Origin of the sequence: Marinobacter suaedae (assembly GCF_030519635.1) — a bacterium.
In the GTDB taxonomy this organism is placed as follows: domain Bacteria; phylum Pseudomonadota; class Gammaproteobacteria; order Pseudomonadales; family Oleiphilaceae; genus Marinobacter; species Marinobacter suaedae.
Genome location: NZ_JAUMIS010000001.1, coordinates 235,250 through 255,027, shown reverse-complemented (window position 1 = coordinate 255,027; position 19,778 = coordinate 235,250). Strand labels below are relative to the sequence as shown.

Below are 19,778 nucleotides of genomic sequence, written 5' to 3'. Positions count from 1 at the left end.
ATGAAATAATTCCTTTTTGGAGTGCCGCTAAAAAGTTTTGCTATTGTTTAAATGTTTTAATATGATCGTCGCCGTCGCGCGGGCGATGTTGATGGTTTCCTTGAAACCTAAATTTGAATAAGGTTGTTTTTCCATGGCAAAAATTAACGATTATTATCAAAAGAAGCAGCTTATGGAGAAGCTGGCTCTAGAGCTGGAAAAGCTGGAAGAAGATCAGGCTCTGAAGAGCGAACTTGAGTTTGAAAATAAAGTACGTGACTTGATGAAAGAATATGACAAGTCACCAAAAGACGTGCTTCAGATCCTTTCCGCTATTGATCCGTCATTGGCTGGCGCAAAAGTTGAAGCACCAGCTGGTCGTGCGAAGCGTCCGATGAAAACTTACAAGAACCCCCATACCGGTGAAGTGGTTAAGACTCGCGGTGGCAACCATAAAACTTTGAACGCATGGCGTGATAAGTACGGTAAGGAAGCGGTACAGGGGTGGCAGCAGGACTAAGCTGGTTACTTACCCGGTACCCAATAAAAAGCCCGGCAATTCGCCGGGTTTTTTATTGTCGAAAATAAGTGTCCGCAAAGAGGCTGTATTTGCTCAAGTTGCGATGGCTGCCTGATGCGTCTTATGGGGGGTTGCAGACAGGTGCTCTGGTGCGTTTTGTGCGTTGGATCATGCTTGGCTCAGGTTGCTGGTGAATGGGCGTCCCGATTGTGACAAGCCTCACTCCATTGGCCGATCTGCCTCCGATATAGTGCACCTGTGGCAAAAAGATGAATAACCCACAGGCCACCTGCCTCCGCTCATTAATGATTGCAGAATAAAGGGGGCGGTAGAGTCCGGCGTCGAAACTGGCTCTAACTGACTAATCAGAGACGCACAAACTATGAACTATACGGCGTACGGATACGCTGCCCTTACCGTGTTTTCTATGGGTATTTCTGCCGTTGCCCAGGCTGAGTTAACACCCATGTCAGATGAGACCATGGGTGAGGTAACCGGGCAGGCGTTTATGGAAATCGAAAACTTTAACAACGTTACCGGTTCGACTCTCGACTATACCCGGATGACCCTGGGTATGGAGGTCGAGACTCGAGTCAATATTGACGACGTCACCTTGGGTGATATCGACAGCGGTGCCGATCTGGCAGCGTCCCGTGTGGCGCTCGGCCACATTGCCCGAGCCGACGGTGTCGAGTACAACGGACAAAACTATCTTGCCGATGAATCCGTTCCATTTGAGGCTGCAAGGCCTTACCTCGAATTGGCGGAGGATCCTGATCCCACAAATCCGCGGTTGGTTGGTTTTCGAATGGGATTCGAGCAGGCGCGAGGTTCCGTTTCGTCTGTAACGTCGAGCTTCAGCGGTAATATTGGCCTGAAGATTACGGACGACAGTACAGGCGTCGTTTATGACGGGGCGCTATTTGATGCCAACTCCCAGGCGACCGATTATCGCGCGACCCATATAGGCATTAATGACGCGGCAGTTACGACGGATTGCGCAACCGGGACAAATTGCGCGCCATTGTCACATGCCCAGTCCTTGATCGTAGGCCAGGACAATAATGGGGCGACGGATTTTACCAGCGATTTCTTTATAGGCTTCCAGGCCGAAGATGTTCCCTGGCAGAGCCCTGCAGGCGCCAATGTCATCAATGCCGGAAAAGGGGTTTATCTTAATTTGCCGACCAGCATGACGGTGAATATGAGTGATCTGGCGACGGGCCTTCCGCGCCTCCGAACCCACCGAACCGATCTGGGGACAAACCTCTTTTAAGTGTTAAACTCCTGCCATTCACCCGTTTAATGACAGGAGTTTCGTCCCTTGATCCGCTCGTTCTACTGGCACGATTACGAAACCTTCGGTGTCGACCCGATTCACGACCGCCCCTCCCAGTTTGCCGGTGTCCGAACGGACGAAAACCTGAACATCATCGAAGACCCGCTGGTGATCTACTGCAAGCCAGCGGACGATTACCTGCCTTCCCCGGAAGCGTGCCTGATTACCGGAATTACCCCCCAGAAAGCCCTTGAGGATGGTTACCCTGAAGCGGAATTCATCGCGCAGATCAATGAAGCGTTCAGCCAGCCGGGTACCTGTGTGGTCGGGTACAACAGCCTTCGCTTTGACGATGAAGTGACACGTCACACCCTGTACCGGAACCTTCGTGACCCGTATGCCCGTGAGTGGCAGAACGGTAACTCGCGCTGGGACATTATTGACATGGTGCGGCTGACTTACGCGCTTCGCCCGGAAGGCATTAACTGGCCCAGAAAAGAGGACGGCAGTCCGAGTTTCCGTCTCGAAGAGCTTACCGCGGCGAATGGGATTGCTCATGAGAGCGCACACGATGCCATGTCGGATGTGCAGGCGACTATTGCCGTTGCCAAGCTGATCAAGGACAAGCAGCCCAAGTTGTTCGACTTTGTTCTGAATAACAAGGACAAGCACTCCGCCCGGTCCATGCTCGATACGGCCTCGATGAAGCCCGTTTTCCACATCTCTTCCAAATACCCTGCAACCCGAGGCTGCTGCGCCCTGGTGGCACCCGTGGCGGAGCATCCCACCAACAAGAATGCGGTCATCGTGTATGACCTTCGTGAAGACCCATCTGAACTTCTGCAGGCAACCCCTGATCAGATTCGTGAGCGGGTATTTACTTCACAGGCGGAGCTGGGCGAATCCACAAGTCGCTTCCCCCTGAAAGCGGTTCACTTGAACAAGTGCCCCGTGCTGGCCCCAGCCAATATGCTGTCAACGCTGTCTCAGGAGCGCCTTGCAGAGTTGGAGCTAAACGGTGAGACCTTGCGGGCCAATCTTGCAACATTGCGCGCAGGCAGCGATTTGCCGGCACGGATCGCGCAAGCGTTTGATCGCGACTTTGAAGGATCGGATCTGACCGACCCGGATGAGCAGCTCTATGCCGGTGGCTTTATTAGTCGTACCGATCGAGAAAAACTGAATTGGGTGTTAAGCCAGCCGGTGGAACAGCTTGGTGAACAGGAGGTCCGGTTCGAGGATGGGCGTCTGGATGAGATGCTGTTCCGATATCGGGCCCGCAATTACCCGGGTAGCCTGATTGGAGAAGACGTCGAGCGTTGGGAAAGCTTCCGTTCGCAGCGCCTGATGAGTCCGAAGCAGGGCTGGCGTTCTCTTGAGGCGTACGGGAAAGAGTTGCAGAGACTGGCCGCTGATCCGGAGTTAACCCCGAATAAGCGGCACATTCTCGAAGAGCTTCATCTGTATGGGGAAGCCTTGATTCCCTACCTGTAGGGTGTCGCGGGCGCTTTTCACCCGGTGCCCCAATAGCCATTCCCCCCGCGCTGCCGTACAATGGGCGCCCTATTTTTCAAGCTATTCATTTGCATTCAGTCAGGAGCAAGGACATGTCTGACATCAAAAAAGTGGTGCTGGCCTATTCCGGTGGCCTGGATACTTCCGTGATCGTGCGGTGGTTGCAGGATACCTATAACTGCGAGGTAGTGACCTTCACTGCCGACATCGGCCAGGGTGAGGAAGTGGAACCGGCGCGCGCGAAAGCCGAGGCGCTGGGTGTAAAGGAAATCTACATCGAGGATCTGCGCGAAGAGTACGTTCGCGACTACGTGTATCCGATGTTCCGAGCCAATACCATCTACGAAGGTGAGTACCTGCTGGGTACCTCCATCGCCCGTCCACTGATCGCCAAGCGCTTGATTGAGATTGCTAATGAAACCGGCGCAGACGCTATTTCCCACGGTGCTACCGGCAAGGGGAATGACCAGGTTCGCTTTGAGCTGGGTGCCTACGCGTTGAAGCCGGGTGTTAAAGTGATTGCGCCCTGGCGTGAGTGGGATCTGAACTCCCGTGAAAAGCTTCTGGCCTACTGTGAAGAGCGCAACATCCCGGTCGAGATGAAAAAGGGCAAGAGCCCGTACTCCATGGATGCCAATCTGCTGCACATTTCCTACGAGGGCATGAACCTCGAGGACCCATGGGCCGAGGCCGAAGAAGATATGTGGCGCTGGAGCGTGTCTCCAGAAGAAGCGCCGGATCAGCCGACGTACGTCGAGCTGACCTACAGTAAGGGCGACATTGTTGCCGTTGATGGCCAGGAGATGAAACCCCACGAGGTTCTGGAGCACCTGAACAAGGTGGCGGGCGCCAACGGTATTGGCCGTATCGACATCGTCGAGAACCGCTACGTGGGGATGAAATCCCGTGGTTGTTACGAAACGCCGGGTGGCACCATCATGCTGCGCGCCCACCGTGCCATTGAGTCCATCACCCTGGATCGCGAAGTAGCGCACCTGAAAGACAGCATTATGCCACGCTACGCGGAAGTGATTTACAACGGCTACTGGTGGTCGCCCGAGCGTGAGGCGCTGCAGGCGCTGATCGACAAAACTCAGGAGTACGTGAACGGTACCGTTCGCCTGAAGCTCTACAAAGGCAATGTGGATGTGGTGGGTCGGAAGTCGGACGATTCCCTGTTCGATGAGAAGATCGCGACGTTTGAAGAAGATCAGGGTGCTTACAATCAGAAGGACGCGGAAGGCTTTATCAAGCTGAACGCGCTGCGCCTTCGGATTGCCGCCGGCAAGGGCCGAAAGCTCTGATTACTCCCTGATGTCTTGCCGACTCAACGCCCGGAACTCTCCGGGCGTTTTGCCGTTTGTGGCTTTGAATTTCCGGTGGAAGGAAGTGGTTTCGCTGTATCCCAGCCGCAGGGCGATGTCCGGGATCGAGAGGTCGCTGTTCTTCAGGTAGTCCTCGGCAAGGGATTGCCGCACCTCATCCAGCAGTTTCTGGTACGACGTGCCTTCCTGGCTTAACCGGCGTTGCAGCGTGCGGTTGGTCATATCAAGAGCCTCTGCCACCATGTCCTGCCGGGTAATGCCCTGCATCAGCTGGCTTTGGATCATCTGTTTGACCCGCGCAGTGAGGGCAGTGTCGGTATCCAGTGCGGCCAGCTGCGTGAGGGCGTGGGTTTCCAGAGTTTTGCGCAGCAGTGGGTCCGGTTGTCGCAGCCGGGCCTCAAGCAGTTCCTTCGCAAACACAATGGCATCCTCGTCTGCTTCAAATTCAACCGGGCAGTGCCAGCGTTTCAGGTAAGCGCCTTCCAGATGTTTGCCTGGCGATGAGCGGGACAGGCGAACCCGAGTTGGGTCGGCGGCATCGTCGTCGGCCAGCCATCGGGCGTAGTTAATCCAGGATGAAATGACGTTATCGACGATGTGATCCCGAACCAGTGGATCGGTGTAGTTGCATCGCCAGCTCAGGATGGCCTGTTTTCCCTGTAGGGCAAGCCGCGTGGTACCCATGTGGCCAACGAGCCGTTCGAAGGGAGGGATGCGGGCCACGGCTTCGCCGAGGGTGGCGCAGCTCATCGTGATGTAGCCAACCACGCTGTAACTTCCTGGCTGAACGAAGTCACCGGTTTCCAATCCTAGAATCGGGTTGTTGGTGTGCTCCACCAGCAGGCGAATGAATTGTTGGAGCTGTTCGCCAAGGATGCGACCGTCATCGGAATCCAGTATCGCCGGATCAAGCCGGCAGCGCTCCATAAGCGGTTTTGTATCAATTCCGGCGGCCTCAGCGGCGCGGACATATTGGCGCAAGGCGGCGACGGAGGCGGTCCCAAGCGGTTTCATGGTGGCGACTGCATCTGTTTGTTTTGCCACAGTATACCGAAATATGCGGGAGAATCTGCTTGTGCCTGGGTGGGTACGGAAGCCCGTTGTTCTGTGGCAGTCGGGTGCTGTGTGCGGAGGGGGCAAATAAAAGGGCCAGCTAAAAAGCTGGCCCGAAAGTCGGAAAAAACGAAAGGCCTGAATCAATCGTTAATCCTGTGGAAGCGCATCCCATTTTTCGGCAGAAGTACAACACGGCTCCTCCGCCATGGGGATACTGCTTGAATCCACATTCACACCTTAGGTGGTGTGCATTTGGCTGTCTGTGTGTGAACGGTGTCACGGTGTTACGAGATGTGTTATCGCACCGGAGCGAAGTCGGAGTGTCTGACAAAGTTTTGGCGTCTGGCAGGGCGGGGGCGGTGAGAAAACAGGGCCCCAGAAACAACAAAACCAGCAAAGCTGCTGGTTGAGGGCGTTCTGATTGTGGTGATTCAAGTCTGAGCCTGGCAACCCCATATGGCGGCGGAGGTACTACACGGCTCCTCCGCCATGGGGGATTGCTAACCCATACTGCGCGAAGGTACTACACAGATCCTTCGTCATGGGTTCACAGCTTGCCCATACTGCAGCGAAGTTACTACTCGGCTCCTCCGCTATTGGGATGCTGCTTGAATCCACGAGTGCTAGATTAGTGGCTTCCGGCTCGGGTGTCTGTGTGTGAAGCGTATCCCTGTGTTACGCAATGTTGGCTGAAATTTGCTCAATTGTTACGCCTCGGCGCCCACGTCCGGGGATGTTTCCGTAAACCGTCTTGTCTCGTACGCCTCCATCAAACCTTCCACAGCTGATCGTTCCATGGCCTGAACCAGTGGCGTGCCTTTTTCCGCGTCAGCACGGCATAACACCATGCCCGCCTCCACGGAGATATAGCCTGCCGTGGTCTTCAATGCTTTGTGGTTGATGCCGTCGAAGATCCGCCGGAACGCGGTGGTGGTGCAGTGGTCGCTGTTGGGGAAGTAAGCGACGATGGCGAACTGGTTGTCGCCAACACGGCACAGCGCATCGATGGGTCGGATCAGGGATTTCAGCCGCCGGGCGATGCCGATGGCCAGTTCGCTCATGACGGTAGGGGAATGCTTGCGTTTGAGTTCCTGCCAGTTGCGAATGCCACACAGGACATAGGCACACGACCCACCCCGGGCCTCGGCGTGGCGCAGCAGTTTGCCCAGCCGCTCACGTCCGTATTTGCTGTTGCACAGGCCGGTTTCCAGGTCGATGATGTTGCTGGCTTCCAGTTCCCGGTTGTTTTCGATAAGCAGGGAGTTGGCCTTCAGTAGCGTGTTCTGCCGGTCGGCCATGCGATCCGCTGCAAAAATTCTCGGAATCAGTTGTTTGGTCATGTCCGACTTGTAGATAAAATCATCCACACCGCGATCGAAGGCTTCTGACAGGGCTTCGTTGCTTTCCCTGGCAGTGAGCAGAATAACGTAGGTGTAGTGGTTGGTTTGCTCGTCCAGCTGGCGAACGGAGTCAGTGAGCTCAAGTCCATCCATTTCAGGCATCAGCCAGTCCGCAATCAACACGCTCACAGGGCGCTGTTCGATCAGTTCCAATGCGGCTGGAGCGTTGTTGGCGATGCGGACATCTCGATAGCCGGCGTTGCGGAGGGTTCGCCCGACTACCATGCTGCTGAATTTCGCGTCGTCTACGACAAGGATGGGTAAATCCAGGTTTGGCATTGTGATCTACTTTTTATCGGTGTGTGGTCGGACCGAAGGTGCGGTTCGCCGGATGCGGTCCGGCGTGGCTCTTGCTATGCTTGGCAACCCTGCACATCCGCCTAATTTTATTGCGATAGTATACCGATAGCGGCAAATGGAGAATAACGACCATGCCTTCTTTTGACATTGTTTCAGAAATTGACCTGCACGAAGTCACCAACGCGGTTGATCAGGCAAAACGTGAGCTTGGTAACCGCTGGGACTTTAAAAATGTGGAAGCTGACATCGAGAAAGACGACCAGGGTGTAACCCTGAGTGCCGAGCAGGATTTCCAGTTGGAGCAATTGGAAGAGATGGTCAGGATGGCGTTTGCCAAACGAAACATTGACAGTCGCGCGCTCTCTGAAGGTGACGGGAGCAAGTCTGGAAAGCTGGTCAAGAAGCACTTCAGCCTCAAGCAGGGTATTGAGACGGATATGGCAAAGAAGATCGTGAAGATGATCAAGGATGCCAAGCTCAAGGTTCAGTCCAGTATCCAGGGCGATAAGGTTCGGGTCACTGGCAAGAAGCGTGATGACCTGCAGACGGCTATCGCTTTGCTGAAAGAGTCGGATCTGGACATTCCTCTTCAGTTCAACAACTTCCGCGACTGATTTTCTGGAGGCCAGGCCATTTTTTCCAGCGACCGCCGTGCCCTGATTCGGGATACGCTCTACACCTACACCCGTTGGCAGGTCATTGCGCTCCTGTTCCTCGGATTTTCCGCTGGCCTTCCATTCCTGCTGGTGTTTTCCACCCTTAACGCACGGCTGGCGGATGTGGGAGTAGAGACTGCTACCATCGGCTTCTTCAGCTGGTTGGGCATTACCTATTCCATCAAGGTGTTCTGGGCCCCGGTGATTGACCGGGTTCGCCTGCCCATTCTGGACCGGTTGCTGGGCAAGCGTCGAAGCTGGATGTTGCTGGCCCAGGCGGGGATTGCGACCGGCCTATACCTGATGGCGAACGTCGACGCCACCGTTGCGCCGGAAACGATGGCCTTGTTCGGATTTCTGGTTGCGTTCTCTTCCGCCACGCAGGACGTGGCTATTGATGCTTACCGAATTGAAATTGCCGAAGAGCGTTTGCAGGCCGCGTTGGCAGCGACGTATATCTTCGGTTATCGGTTAGCGTTGCTGGTCGCGGGGGCGGGAGCCTTTTATATTGCCGAATTCTGGTCGTGGCAGGTGTCGTATGAAGTGATGGCGCTGCTGGTGGGTGTCGGCATGCTGACTGTGCTGGTGGTCAGGGAACCCCGGCTGAATCATTTTGCCGCCGCCCAGGATATCGCTCACAAAATCGAGCAGGAAGCCGCCAAGCGTACCCATATGAGTCCACGGCTGGCACGGGCGGCCGGTTGGTTCTACGCGGCGGTAGCGGGCCCTTTTCAGGACTTTTTTGGTCGTTACCGGGATCTGGCCATTCTGATTCTGGTTACGGTGGCGGTGTATCGAATTTCCGACATCGCCATGGGGGTCATGGCGAATCCTTTTTACCTGAATTTTATGGGCTTTTCGAAAACCCAGGTGGCGGACGTGACCAAGGTCTTTGGCTTTTTTATGACCATCGCCGGCTCCTTTATGGGGGGCGTTCTGGTGATTCGCTACGGCGTGCGAAAGATCCTGCTTGTGGGGGCGGTGATGACGGCGGTCACCAACCTGCTGTTTGTTGTGCTGGCCCAGTATCCGCCCAATATCATGACCCTGGCTGCCGTCGTAAGCGCTGATAATCTCAGCGGAGGAATTGCGAACGTGGCATTAATTGCCTGGCTGTCGAGTATGACCAGCGCCTCGTTCACCGCTACCCAGTACGCCTTGTTCAGTTCATTGATGACGTTGCCTGGAAAATTCCTTGGGGGCTTCTCTGGCATTGTGGTCGCGGATTACGGCTATGCAGAGTTCTTCCTGCTGGCGGGCGTCATGGGGATTCCAGCTATTCTTCTGTCAATGTACATGATTCGAAAAGGGGATCGCCTCGACTCGCTGGCGCCGAGAAAATCCGAGGTCGAACCCGAACCAGCCCGAGCGGGGTGAGCTTTGGAAGCCGGAAAAGATCAGGCAATCTGGCTGGTGGTCATGGCCATTCCCGAAGGCAAGGTTGCCAGCTATGGTCAGGTGGCAAGCATGGCCGGTCTCGGGCGGCAGGCTCGTTACATTGGTCGGGCCCTGGGTAAGCTGCCAGCTGGTCACGTCGTGCCCTGGCATCGGGTGATCCGGAGTAATGGGCAGATCGCGTTTCCCGAAGGTTCCGACAAGTTTCGGGAACAGGTCTCGTTGCTTGAGCGGGAAGGTGTGGAGGTTGTCCGGGGCAGGGTAGCCATGGGCCGGTTTCAGTGGTCTTAGTTTTTTCTCAGGGGCAAGCATTCACTTACCCCGTAATCTCCGGTCTTAAACTCGCAAGCCCCCATCCACTTCAATCATGCGCCCCGTCAGGTAATCGTTTTCAAAGATGAAATCCACGGTGGTCGCAATCTCGTGTGGCTGTCCCATCCGTTTGAGCGGAATGCCCGATGTCATCCGTTCCAGAGCTTCGGGTTTCATGGAGGCGGTCATCTCGGTTTCGATAAAGCCTGGTGCAATACCCATCACCCGGATATTGTGCCGGGCAAGTTCCTTCGCCCACACGGGTACCAGTGCGGCGACGCCAGCCTTGGCCGATGAGTAATTGCTTTGCCCCATATTACCGGCTCTGGAGATGGAGGAGATGTTGATGATAACGCCTCCGCTGCCGTTACGGATCATGTGGGTGGCTGCCTCGCGCCCGCACAGGAATACCCCGGTCAGGTTGACGTCGATCACCGCCTGCCATTCGGCTAGGCTCATGCGCTTGATGATATCCCCGTCCTTCGCTTTTACCATCAGCCCATCGCGAAGTATTCCGGCATTGTTGACCAGGCCATCGATCTGGCCGAAATCTCGGTTGATGGCCGCAAAGGTTTCCTCCACGTCCTTTTCCCGGGCAACGTTGCATACGTAGGCCCGGGCATCGCCACCGGCTTGTTTGCAAGCGGTGACTGTCTGTTCGAGCTTTTCCGGTACGAGATCGATAAGAGCCAGTCTGGCGCCTTGCCCCGCCAGGTATGTTGCCATCGATCGTCCCAGGCCCTGGCCGCCACCGGTGATCGCGATGACCGAATCTTGAAGTTTCATGTTTCGCCCTAACGTAGGATAGTAAGTTGATCGCGCGGCGAGCCAAGGGGAGGCTGCCTTACAGATAAAAAGGCTGCCAAGTATATCAGACGCCGCAAACCCCACAGCCTGAATGCAGGTATCCCATGTCTATTTTCCTCCTTTTATTCATCGTCATGCCGATCGCCGAGATGGCGGTTCTGATCAAGGTAGGCGGTGTTATCGGTGTTCTTAATACGGTCGGTCTCGTCCTTCTGACTGCCGTCATCGGTGCCTGGTTGCTCAGGCAGCAGGGCTTGGCGACGCTGCTTCGTGCCAACCAGCGTCTCAACAGCGGTGAGTTGCCTGCCCGGGAAGTAGCCGAAGGGCTGATTCTGGCCGTTGGTGGGGCTTTGCTTCTGACGCCGGGCTTTATTACCGACACCATCGGATTCCTGTGCCTGATCCCTGTCACCCGTCATTGGTTTGCTGCTCAAGCGCTCAAGCGCATGGTGATTTCCGGCCAGCGCAGCCACTTCGAATTCCGGTCCGGACCGGGACCCTTCGAGCGGGACCCGTTTGGTGAGCAGGGCGGGCCGTTTGGTCGCCAGAGCCCGTTCGATCGGAAAAGCCGTTTCGATGAGGACGGGGACATCATCGAAGGTGAGTACAGTGACAGCACCGAGGCGGATCGTGATCGCATCGAAAAAAAATGAGAAAAATTTTTCCGGCGGGTGTTGAAAAGCTACGGGCCAACCCCACATAAGATGCACAAGTTAGCTTCAGGCCGATAACCATTGAAAACACAGTGGCTTAGCCGGTCGGGCATTTTGGCCGGACCCTGCGTTGCAGGTCTGACCTTTTAAACAGCAAATGTCATTGCCACATTAATCTGACTATTGGAGACAACGAGCAATGAAAATTCGTCCGCTACACGATCGTGTCGTCGTACGCCGAAAGGAAGAAGAAGAGAAAACAGCTGGTGGAATCGTTCTTCCGGGAAATGCCAAGGAAAAGCCGTCCCAGGGCGAAGTGATCGCAGTGGGTAACGGTCGCATTCTGGATAACGGTGAAACCCGTGCGCTGGCGGTCAAGGTGGGTGACACCGTTGTGTTCGGCCAGTATGCCGGTAACACCGTCAAGGTTGACGGCGAAGAGCTGCTCATCATGAGCGAGAACGACATCTACGGCGTGCTCGAGTAATCGCGCCGCGATTCGCAAGAGACTTTATTGATCCGTTTGATTCAATCTCGGTTTAAAGAACAGGAATAGTAAACATGGCAGCAAAAGACGTTAAATTTGGTGATAGCGCCCGTAAACGCATGGTCGCAGGTGTCAACGTACTGGCGGACGCGGTTAAGGTTACTCTGGGCCCGAAAGGCCGGAACGTAGTTCTGGAAAAATCCTTTGGTGCGCCGAACGTCACCAAAGACGGTGTTTCCGTGGCCAAGGAAATCGAACTGAAAGACAGGTTCGAGAACATGGGCGCCCAGATGGTGAAAGAAGTTGCCTCCCAGGCTAACGACACCGCGGGTGACGGTACCACCACTGCAACCGTTCTGGCTCAGTCCATCGTCAACGAGGGTATCAAGGCCGTGACTGCCGGCATGAACCCGATGGACCTGAAGCGCGGCATCGACAAGGCCACCACCGAAGCCGTTAAGGCGATCCGTGACATGGCCAAGCCGTGCGACGACAACCGCAACATCGCCCAGGTTGGCACCATTTCCGCCAACGGTGACGAAACCATCGGTAAGATCATCGCCGACGCCATGGAGCGTGTAGGTAAAGAAGGTGTTATCACCGTTGAGGAAGGCCGTGGCCTGGAAGACGAGCTGGACGTGGTTGAAGGTATGCAGTTCGACCGCGGCTACCTGAGCCCGTACTTCATCAACAACCAGGACAACATGTCTGCCGAGCTGGACGAGCCGTACATCCTGCTGGTCGACAAGAAGATCTCCAACATCCGCGAGCTGCTGCCGGTTCTGGAATCCGTCGCCAAGGCTGGCAAGCCGCTGATGATCATCGCTGAAGACATCGAAGGCGAAGCGCTGGCAACTCTGGTTGTCAACAACATGCGTGGCATCGTGAAGGTTGCTGCGGTCAAGGCGCCTGGCTTCGGTGATCGTCGTAAGGAAATGCTGCAGGACATCGCAATCCTGACCGGCGGTACCGTGATCTCTGAAGAAGTTGGTCTGTCTCTGGAAAGCGCTACTCTGGACGATCTGGGTAACGCCAAGCGCATCAACATCACCAAGGAAAACACCACCATCATCGATGGTGTTGGCGCCCAGGCTGATATCGAAGCGCGCGTTGAGCAGATCCGCAAGCAGATCGAAGAAAGCTCCTCCGATTACGACAAGGAGAAGCTGCAGGAGCGTGTAGCCAAGCTGGCCGGCGGTGTTGCCGTGATCAAGGTTGGTGCCGGCTCCGAAGTAGAGATGAAAGAGAAGAAGGCACGCGTTGAAGACGCCCTGCACTCTACTCGCGCTGCGGTTGAAGAAGGTATCGTAGCCGGTGGTGGTGTCACCCTGATCCGTGCAATCGCCGCTCTGGACGCCGTTGATGCCATCAACGAAGAGCAGAAAGCGGGCGTGAACATCCTGCGTCGCGCCATGGAAGCGCCGCTGCGTCAGATCGTTTACAACGCGGGCGGTGAGTCTTCTGTTGTTGTGGCCAAGGTACGCGAAGGCGAAGGCGCCTTCGGTTTCAACGCCGCCACCGAGCAGTACGGCGACATGCTGGAAATGGGTATCCTGGATCCTGCCAAGGTGACTCGTTCCGCTCTGCAGGCAGCGGCTTCCGTGGCTTCCCTGATCATCACCACCGAAGCGATGGTTGCTGATGAGCCTGAGGAAGACAAAGGTGGCGCTGCAATGCCGGACATGGGCGGCATGGGCGGAATGGGAGGCATGGGCGGCATGATGTAAGCCGTCCTGATCCCGACCACGCCTCATGACCTGAGTGTGTGGTTCGCCGGACCCTGAAAAAACCCTGCGCTGGTTGGTACTGGCGCAGGGTTTTTGTTTTTTCTCATGAACTTGAAGCGCCCCTTTGATAGACTCGATGGCCTGTCTATTGTGTGCGTGTTGTTGAATGAACGAAGCCCCACCCAAGCGTTTTTTCCGGTTCGGTAAGGTCCTGCTGCTGGTCCTTCTTGCTGCCGTTGTCTATCTGGGCGCGTTACTGGTCTGGGTACCTGCTGGTTGGGTGTGGAGTCAGGTGTCGAATCAGGTTCAGCTGCCGCAGCAGGTCAATGTTCGTCAGGTGTCCGGCCAGATCTGGGATGGTGCCGCGGGATTGGATGTGGCCGGTTTTCCTCTTCGTGTGTCGTGGGAATTGGGGCTGCCGTCGCTCACCGATCTGAGTATGCCCGTCGATATTTCCGTTGCTTCATCACAATCTTTGCTGGAAGGTAATGTTACGATTGGCTGGCCCGCTTCTGCCGAGTTGGATGCCCGTGGCCGGGTCGTGGTGAGTGAGTTTGAGGATCTGATTCGCCGCAGCGGCGGAGCAATGATTGAAGGCAACGTGACGATCGACCGTCTGAATGTGTTGTGGGCCGACAACCGGATTCAGAGAGCTGACGGTATCGGGCGCTGGCCCGGAGGCCAGGTAAGCTGGCCCATGGGTAACCAGACCGGCCAGGCCAGGTTCCCACCGATGCAGGCTGAACTGGATACGACCCAGGGCGGAATCGAACTGATTGTTGAAGAGCAGGACGGCAGTGGGCCAGCGGCAGAGGCGAATGTTCTTTGGAACGGAATGCTCGAAGTGCGGGTCTACAAACGCATGGTGGATCTGGCCCAGCAACCGTGGCCGGATACCGCCAGTCCGGACGATGTTATTTTCCGCGTCAGGCAGCCCTTGCTGCCGGGGGCTCGCTAAATTATGGCGATGAGTCTAAGAGCACAAACCCGTTTATCCAGGGCGCTGGCCAACGTTTTGCTCGTGGGGCTGGCCATCTATCTGGCGCTAGCGTTGGCCAAAGTCACCTGGCTGTTAATCTGGGATGAGCGCCCTGTACCTTCTACACCGACGGCTCTTGACGGTGGTAACAACGGTGGTGGATCCGCGCTGTCAGCACCCATGGCCAGTTTCGAATTTTTTGGCCGCCCGGAACAACAGCAGGGTGTCTCCGAGGTAGTCAAACGTTCGGCGCCTGAAACGCAGCTCCGGTTGCGACTGGAGGGGGTGTTGTTGGGTCAGCGTCCGGAAGACTCCGGTGCTATAGTTGCAGGAAGCAACGGGGAAACCGGGCATTATCGCGTTGGGGATATGCTACCGGGAAACGTCGAACTGGCCGAGGTTGAAGCGGGCCGTATACTGATTCGACGAGGTGGGCGATACGAGTCGCTGACCTTTGAAGATGATTCCGAGACACTGGTTGCACAAACCCCGGAGCAGCCGGCACAATCCTCGCCCGACGCCTTTTTGGATCAGGCTCGCGCCCAGCTAGACACCGAGGGTGCAGCCGCACTCAACGCCTACGGACTGCGTCCTGCGGACGACAGCGGTCAACCCGGCTATGTCTATGACGGTTCCAACGCCATGCTGAATGCAGTGAACTTACAGGCTGGTGATGTCATCACATCAATCAATGGGCAAATCCTTGGCGATATTGAACAGGATAAGTCGTTGTTTGACAGCTGGCGGGACCAGGCTCAGCTCGACATTGAAATCGAACGTGACGGTTCTTTTCTAACCATTAGTTTTGCAATACCCGAGCAATGGCGCTGATCGGGTTACTAGATACAGGACGAATTCGCCACATGCATAATCATAAAACCAACTTGTTGCGGGCTGTAGCCTTTCTCATCCTCCTGCCGCTGATGTCCCTGGCTCATGCACAGGAAGAAACCTGGCGGCTCAATCTCAAAGAGGCCGACATCCGGGCCTTTGTGACTCAGATAGCCGACATTACCGGCTACAGCTTTGTGGTTGATCCTCGCGTTAAAGGGAAGGTCACCGTTCTTTCCAGCGCGCCGATGAACAAGAGCGAAATCTACGACCTGTTCCTCGCTGTTTTGAACGTGCACGGTTTCACCGCCATTCCGGGCGAAGAGGTGATCAAGGTTGTCCAACAGGTGGATGCCAAGCAATCTGCCGAATCTCTGACCCGGTTCGACGCGACGCCGTCTGAGCAACTGATTACCCGGGTTATCCAGATTGATAACGCCAATGCGCTCGAACTGGTGCCCATCTTGCGCCCACTGGTGGCGAAGTATGGTCACCTGGCCGGCGTCGCTGCTGCAAACGCGCTGATTGTCAGTGATCACGCATCCAACATCGGCCGGATTGAACAGATCGTCCGGGAACTGGACAGTCCGTCAAAATACGAGGTGGAAGTCATTCAGCTGGATGAGGCCTGGGTAGGCGACATGGTTGTCCTGCTGCAGGAGCTGGCGCCGGAAGAACTTGGCAAAGGTGGTGGCGAAAATGCCTCACGCAAGTACAGTGTCACCGCCGACGAGCGTAGCAACCGGTTAATTCTGCGTGGCGATCAAACCTTCCGGGACAAGATGCGAGGCCTGATTCGCCAGCTTGATCAGCCGTCTGCCACCGGCGGCACAACCAAGGTGATTCGTCTGAAGCATGCTGATGCGAAGACCATGACCGAAATCCTCAAGGGTGTAATGGGGCAGGTCGTTGAGGAAGAATCCGGCGGTAAAGCGGGCGCCGCCAAGCCAAGTGCCAACTTCGCGGTGTTCGCCGACGAGGGGTTGAACGCACTGGTTGTTCGCGGTGAGCCTTCCTTGATGCAGGAAGCCGAACAGATTGTCGCCAGTCTGGATGTGCGCCGTGCGCAGGTGATGATTGAAGCGGCCATCGTGGAGATCAGTGACGAGGTTGGTCAGGATCTTGGGGTCCAGGCGGCCGTGGGTGACCGCTCTGGCGGTTCGACGCCGCTTGCCGCAACCAGCTTCGATAACGTCGGCCGAAGCCTGAGCGAAGTGATTGGTGCCATCGTAGCAGAAACGCCCATCGCTCCTGCCGCGGGTGGTATCACCATCGGTATTGGCGAAGAGGACAAGGGCGGTCTCACCTGGGGCGTGCTCCTGCAAGCCTTGTCCACATCGGCAGCGGCGAACCTGTTGTCCACGCCGAGTATCATCACCCTCGATAACCAGGAATCTGAGATCATTGTGGGTCAGAACGTTCCGTTCCGGACCGGGGAGTCCACGGTATCTGGTGATGGAACCACCAATCCTTTCACCACCATTGAGCGTCGGGATATTGGTCTGACTCTCAAGGTAACACCGACCATCAGTGCCGATGGCCTGGTGAAACTGGTGGTCGAGCAGTCCACGGAAAACGTGGCAGACAGTGTTGAGAACGCCTCTGACATCGTCACTAACAAACGTGAAATCAAAACCACGGTGTTGGCCGACGACGGCGAAACCATTGTCCTGGGTGGCTTGATCCGCGACGACTTCCAGGTGATCAAGAGCAAGGTGCCCCTGCTGGGTGACATTCCGTTCCTTGGTCGTCTGTTCTCCTCTGAATCGGAACGACGTACCAAGCGTAACCTGCTCGTCTTCCTGCGCCCGACCATCATGCTGGGTAAGCTGGAAGCCGTGGCTGTTACCGACGACAAGTTCAACGAACTCTGGGATATCAATCTGGACATGCGTGAGCAGCTCAAACTGCCCAAAGCAGAAATCAACCCGGAAGTGGATGTCCTGTTCGACGGACGTCGTCGGCAACGTCTCCGGGAGATCAGCGAGTAAGCGGAGGCATCGGGCAGTCGAGCTGGTCGGCAATGAGTCGCATCAGCTCGTATTCTCTGGGATCGACTTTCCCGTCATGGGTGATGCAATCGCCGCAGGCGTCAATGATTGCCGGCTTCAAAAGGGGAGAGAGCCCGTTTAACATCATCAATGCCTCCCGCAGTTGCCGCATGCCCACCTTCTCAAGAATCAAGTGCTCATCGGGGTTGGCTGAAAAGCCACTCATGACCCGCGTGAAGAGTGCCTCGGCATCGTTGCTGTTGTTGGTGCCGGCCCGTGCCAGAAGGCTCAGCAGTCTCTGAATGGCCGGCCCTACCTGGCGGTAGTTTCGATATCGAACCCGGACTTCCCGGCTTGCCCCGTCGCTCAGGTGGCGCCACAGAAAGCTGGTCATGGCCAGCTCGAACAACGACAGTTTTTTGTCGGCGGCCACCAACTTCTGAACGTTTGCCCGCAATATCTTGCGCTCGTCCGGATCCAGCTTGCGCAAGGCTGGCATCGCCAGTTCCAGGGCAGGAAAGCCAATTCCGTGGCCGGCAGCCCGAATCGTTGGAATCAGCAGCATTTGTACCTCAGGCTGAGCCCCCAGGACCGGGTGCTCCGGAATCAGCTCGAGGCGTGTCTTTTGCTGTTTCTCCGTCAGCTCACAAACCAGCAGTGCATAGCAGAGCTGAACGGCCCCCGTTCGGGTGTAAAGCTGGTCCCGAAAGCTCTCCGGCAGTCGGTCCAGGAAGCGAATGGCGAAGGCCTCGCTCTGAGGGTTAACGGTACCGACCCGGTCAGAGAGCCGCTTTTCGTTTTGGGCGCTTTCAGTTTCGGTGGCACTCGTTGGCCGATAGGGGATCGGGCCCGAGTCGGCAAAGCCCGCCGCCTGGGGCGGGGTGGGAGTAGTACCCGCGCTGCGTAGATCCTCGCCCGCGCGACTGTCCCTGAACCGGCTGCGTAACCGGGCCATGAGGCCAGGCTGGATGGCGTTGATGCGTTCTTCAATGGGCGGGTGTGAAGCCAGCAGTGACGAAAACTTCATTCGTGCACTCTCGCCGAAGCACATGTGATTCATGTCGCTCGCGTGACTGGTGGTATCCAGATAGCCGCCTTTGAGTCCTATTTTGTAAAGGGCTCCCCCAATTCCGTCTGGATTTCGTGTGAACTGAACGGATGAGGCATCGGCGAGCATCTCCCTTTGTCGGGATACGGCAGATTGAATCAGGCGGCCAAAGAAAACCCCGACATAGCCAATGATCATCAAAGCCAGGCCGATCGCGCCCATCGCCATTTGGCCCCGGCCATCTCTGGACGAACGGTATGAGCGATGGCTGCTGTAGAAAGAGGAGCGAATAAGGAATCCGCCAATCTGGCCAATCATCAGTATGCCGGCTAGCAAGGCAATCAGCCGGACGTTGATTCTCATGTCGCCATTGAGGATGTGGCTGAACTCGTGCCCGATGACCCCCTGAAGTTCATCCCGGCTCAACTGGGTAATGGCGCCATGGGTAACCACCATCACCGCTTCGCCGGGGGCGTAGCCGGCCACAAAGGCGTTGATTCCGGTCTCCCGATCCATCACGTAGAGCTCTGGCACCGGTACGCCGCTGGCAATGGCCATTTCCTCTACGATATTGCGGAGTCGGCGCTCGTCGCTGTCACGGGTATCCGGGTCGATGAGACGGGCTCCCACCATTCTGGCGACGCGCGTGCCTCCGCCGGCAAGATCAATCCATCGGACCAGCGATCCAATACCAATCAGGCCCACGACAACGGCACTGGTCATCAGGCCGTGATTCGATAGCAGCCAGTCATGGAAGGCGAGGTGGCTGGATTCGCTGCGAGTTACAAAGTAACCGACCAGGCAGACGGCCAGCGTGATCAGAACGACGGCCGTCAGAAAGAGAATCACCAAAAGGCCGGTATTGCGCCGGGCCTTGGCCTGGCGCTGAAAAAATCCCTGATGCGCCATAAATCAGCGCCTTAGAAAGAGACTTTCGGAGCCTGGCGAGCCTCTGGGGACTCCAGTTCGAGCTGGGCGGTTTCCTTGAACGCAAACATGCCAGCAAGGATGTTGTTGGGGAACTGTTCGCGGAAGGTGTTGTAGGTCATTACGCCATCGTTGTAGGCCTGGCGGGCAAAAGCGACCCGGTTCTCGGTGCTGGAAAGCTCTTCCATCAACTGCTGGATGGTTTCGTTGGCTTTGAGTTCAGGGTAGTTCTCCGCAACCGCGTAGAAATTAGCCAGCGCTTTGGTGAGCAGGTTTTCGGCGCTGCCGAGACGCTGGATCCTGGTGCTGTCGCTCGGGTCTTTTGCCGCGTCCTGCTGGGCGCTGACGGCATTATGGCGGGCTTCCATAACCTGTGTCAGTGTGGATTTCTCGTGGCTGAGGTAGGCCTTGGCGGCTTCCACTAGGTTGGGGATCAGGTCGTGTCGGCGCTGCAGTTGCACATCAATCTGGGCAAAGCCGTTCTTGAACTGGTTTCTCAAGGCAACCAGTCGGTTGTAGATGAAAACCAGGTAGAACACGACGGCGGCAATAACAATAAGGCCGATCAAGGTAGTACCCATTGCAGCTCCT

Annotated in this window: 18 protein-coding genes; 13 read left to right on the top strand and 5 right to left on the bottom strand. The window is 56.3% G+C overall.

Going from position 1 to position 19,778, the window contains the following annotated elements; genetic code table 11:
- Positions 1–133 precede the first annotated feature (133 nt).
- The 4 genes from QVZ43_RS01075 to QVZ43_RS01060 all read left to right on the top strand — a co-directional run bounded on the left by QVZ43_RS01075 (position 134) and on the right by QVZ43_RS01060 (position 4,597).
- Positions 134–499 (top strand): histone-like nucleoid-structuring protein, MvaT/MvaU family, encoded by a 366-nt coding sequence (locus tag QVZ43_RS01075; RefSeq protein ID WP_302908530.1) that lies wholly within the window; start codon positions 134–136, stop codon positions 497–499.
- Between the two features lie 382 nt (positions 500–881).
- Positions 882–1,775, top strand: a complete 894-nt coding sequence (locus QVZ43_RS01070; RefSeq protein ID WP_302908529.1) for a DUF6160 family protein — start codon at positions 882–884, stop codon at positions 1,773–1,775.
- Between the two features lie 48 nt (positions 1,776–1,823).
- Positions 1,824–3,272, top strand: coding sequence for an exodeoxyribonuclease I (sbcB, locus tag QVZ43_RS01065; protein ID WP_302908528.1), 1,449 nt, complete (start codon positions 1,824–1,826; stop codon positions 3,270–3,272).
- Positions 3,273–3,385: 113 nt separating this feature from the next.
- Positions 3,386–4,597, top strand: coding sequence for an argininosuccinate synthase (locus QVZ43_RS01060; protein ID WP_302908527.1), 1,212 nt, complete (start codon positions 3,386–3,388; stop codon positions 4,595–4,597).
- Here the strand turns inward: QVZ43_RS01060 and QVZ43_RS01055 are convergent, their stop codons facing one another.
- Positions 4,598–5,632: an AraC family transcriptional regulator gene (locus QVZ43_RS01055; RefSeq protein WP_302908526.1), complete on the bottom strand. Its 1,035-nt coding sequence runs from the start codon at positions 5,630–5,632 to the stop codon at positions 4,598–4,600. It lies immediately after the preceding gene.
- A 749-nt stretch (positions 5,633–6,381) separates the two neighbouring features.
- Entirely contained in the window at positions 6,382–7,353 is a 972-nt protein-coding gene (locus QVZ43_RS01050; protein ID WP_223793925.1) for a response regulator, read from the bottom strand.
- A gap of 152 nt (positions 7,354–7,505) precedes the next feature.
- Between QVZ43_RS01050 and QVZ43_RS01045 the strand changes: the two genes are divergently transcribed.
- The 3 genes from QVZ43_RS01045 to QVZ43_RS01035 are packed head-to-tail and all read left to right on the top strand — an operon-like array spanning position 7,506 to position 9,716.
- Positions 7,506–7,988 (top strand): YajQ family cyclic di-GMP-binding protein, encoded by a 483-nt coding sequence (locus QVZ43_RS01045; protein ID WP_223793924.1) that lies wholly within the window; start codon positions 7,506–7,508, stop codon positions 7,986–7,988.
- Between the two features lie 18 nt (positions 7,989–8,006).
- Complete coding sequence (locus QVZ43_RS01040) at positions 8,007–9,407, top strand: AmpG family muropeptide MFS transporter (RefSeq protein ID WP_420890898.1); 1,401 nt, start codon at positions 8,007–8,009, stop codon at positions 9,405–9,407.
- Between the two features lie 3 nt (positions 9,408–9,410).
- Entirely contained in the window at positions 9,411–9,716 is a 306-nt protein-coding gene (locus tag QVZ43_RS01035) for an MGMT family protein (protein ID WP_302908525.1), read from the top strand.
- 45 nt (positions 9,717–9,761) lie between these two features.
- On the opposite strand, the gene QVZ43_RS01030 is transcribed toward QVZ43_RS01035, so the two are convergent.
- Positions 9,762–10,523, bottom strand: coding sequence for an SDR family oxidoreductase (locus QVZ43_RS01030; RefSeq protein WP_302908524.1), 762 nt, complete (start codon positions 10,521–10,523; stop codon positions 9,762–9,764).
- A 125-nt stretch (positions 10,524–10,648) separates the two neighbouring features.
- Here QVZ43_RS01030 and QVZ43_RS01025 point away from each other — a divergent pair, with 125 nt between their 5' ends.
- The 6 genes from QVZ43_RS01025 to gspD all read left to right on the top strand — a co-directional run bounded on the left by QVZ43_RS01025 (position 10,649) and on the right by gspD (position 17,212).
- On the top strand, positions 10,649–11,197 hold the full coding sequence (locus QVZ43_RS01025) for an FxsA family protein (protein ID WP_223793921.1): 549 nt from the start codon (positions 10,649–10,651) through the stop codon (positions 11,195–11,197).
- 199 nt (positions 11,198–11,396) lie between these two features.
- Complete coding sequence (gene groES / locus QVZ43_RS01020) at positions 11,397–11,684, top strand: co-chaperone GroES (protein ID WP_011785505.1); 288 nt, start codon at positions 11,397–11,399, stop codon at positions 11,682–11,684.
- A 74-nt stretch (positions 11,685–11,758) separates the two neighbouring features.
- The gene (groL, locus tag QVZ43_RS01015; protein ID WP_302908523.1) at positions 11,759–13,411 is read left to right on the top strand and encodes a chaperonin GroEL; all 1,653 of its coding nucleotides are present in this window, start codon (positions 11,759–11,761) and stop codon (positions 13,409–13,411) included.
- A 166-nt stretch (positions 13,412–13,577) separates the two neighbouring features.
- Positions 13,578–14,369, top strand: a complete 792-nt coding sequence (gene gspN / locus QVZ43_RS01010) for a type II secretion system protein N (protein WP_302908522.1) — start codon at positions 13,578–13,580, stop codon at positions 14,367–14,369.
- Between the two features lie 3 nt (positions 14,370–14,372).
- A complete protein-coding gene (locus QVZ43_RS01005; protein WP_420890881.1) occupies positions 14,373–15,221 on the top strand; it encodes a type II secretion system protein N in 849 nt (282 codons plus the stop codon).
- Between the two features lie 32 nt (positions 15,222–15,253).
- Positions 15,254–17,212, top strand: coding sequence for a type II secretion system secretin GspD (gene gspD, locus QVZ43_RS01000; RefSeq protein ID WP_223793918.1), 1,959 nt, complete (start codon positions 15,254–15,256; stop codon positions 17,210–17,212).
- On the opposite strand, the gene QVZ43_RS00995 is transcribed toward gspD, so the two are convergent.
- Positions 17,202–19,169, bottom strand: coding sequence for a M48 family metallopeptidase (locus QVZ43_RS00995; RefSeq protein ID WP_302908521.1), 1,968 nt, complete (start codon positions 19,167–19,169; stop codon positions 17,202–17,204). The two genes, gspD and QVZ43_RS00995, sit on opposite strands and share 11 nt — an antisense overlap.
- An 11-nt stretch (positions 19,170–19,180) precedes the next feature.
- A complete protein-coding gene (locus QVZ43_RS00990; RefSeq protein WP_223793916.1) occupies positions 19,181–19,768 on the bottom strand; it encodes a LemA family protein in 588 nt (195 codons plus the stop codon).
- Between the last annotated feature and the right edge of the window lie 10 nt (positions 19,769–19,778).

Coding starts and splice junctions, on each gene's coding strand:
- QVZ43_RS01075 (WP_302908530.1), top strand. CDS start 134: ATGGCAAAAATTAACGATTATTATCAAAAGAAGCAGCTTATGGAGAAG.
- QVZ43_RS01070 (WP_302908529.1), top strand. CDS start 882: ATGAACTATACGGCGTACGGATACGCTGCCCTTACCGTGTTTTCTATG.
- QVZ43_RS01060 (WP_302908527.1), top strand. CDS start 3,386: ATGTCTGACATCAAAAAAGTGGTGCTGGCCTATTCCGGTGGCCTGGAT.
- QVZ43_RS01055 (WP_302908526.1), bottom strand. CDS start 5,632: ATGAAACCGCTTGGGACCGCCTCCGTCGCCGCCTTGCGCCAATATGTC.
- QVZ43_RS01050 (WP_223793925.1), bottom strand. CDS start 7,353: ATGCCAAACCTGGATTTACCCATCCTTGTCGTAGACGACGCGAAATTC.
- QVZ43_RS01045 (WP_223793924.1), top strand. CDS start 7,506: ATGCCTTCTTTTGACATTGTTTCAGAAATTGACCTGCACGAAGTCACC.
- QVZ43_RS01030 (WP_302908524.1), bottom strand. CDS start 10,523: ATGAAACTTCAAGATTCGGTCATCGCGATCACCGGTGGCGGCCAGGGC.
- QVZ43_RS01025 (WP_223793921.1), top strand. CDS start 10,649: ATGTCTATTTTCCTCCTTTTATTCATCGTCATGCCGATCGCCGAGATG.
- groES (WP_011785505.1), top strand. CDS start 11,397: ATGAAAATTCGTCCGCTACACGATCGTGTCGTCGTACGCCGAAAGGAA.
- groL (WP_302908523.1), top strand. CDS start 11,759: ATGGCAGCAAAAGACGTTAAATTTGGTGATAGCGCCCGTAAACGCATG.
- gspN (WP_302908522.1), top strand. CDS start 13,578: ATGAACGAAGCCCCACCCAAGCGTTTTTTCCGGTTCGGTAAGGTCCTG.
- QVZ43_RS01005 (WP_420890881.1), top strand. CDS start 14,373: ATGGCGATGAGTCTAAGAGCACAAACCCGTTTATCCAGGGCGCTGGCC.
- gspD (WP_223793918.1), top strand. CDS start 15,254: ATGCATAATCATAAAACCAACTTGTTGCGGGCTGTAGCCTTTCTCATC.
- QVZ43_RS00995 (WP_302908521.1), bottom strand. CDS start 19,169: ATGGCGCATCAGGGATTTTTTCAGCGCCAGGCCAAGGCCCGGCGCAAT.
- QVZ43_RS00990 (WP_223793916.1), bottom strand. CDS start 19,768: ATGGGTACTACCTTGATCGGCCTTATTGTTATTGCCGCCGTCGTGTTC.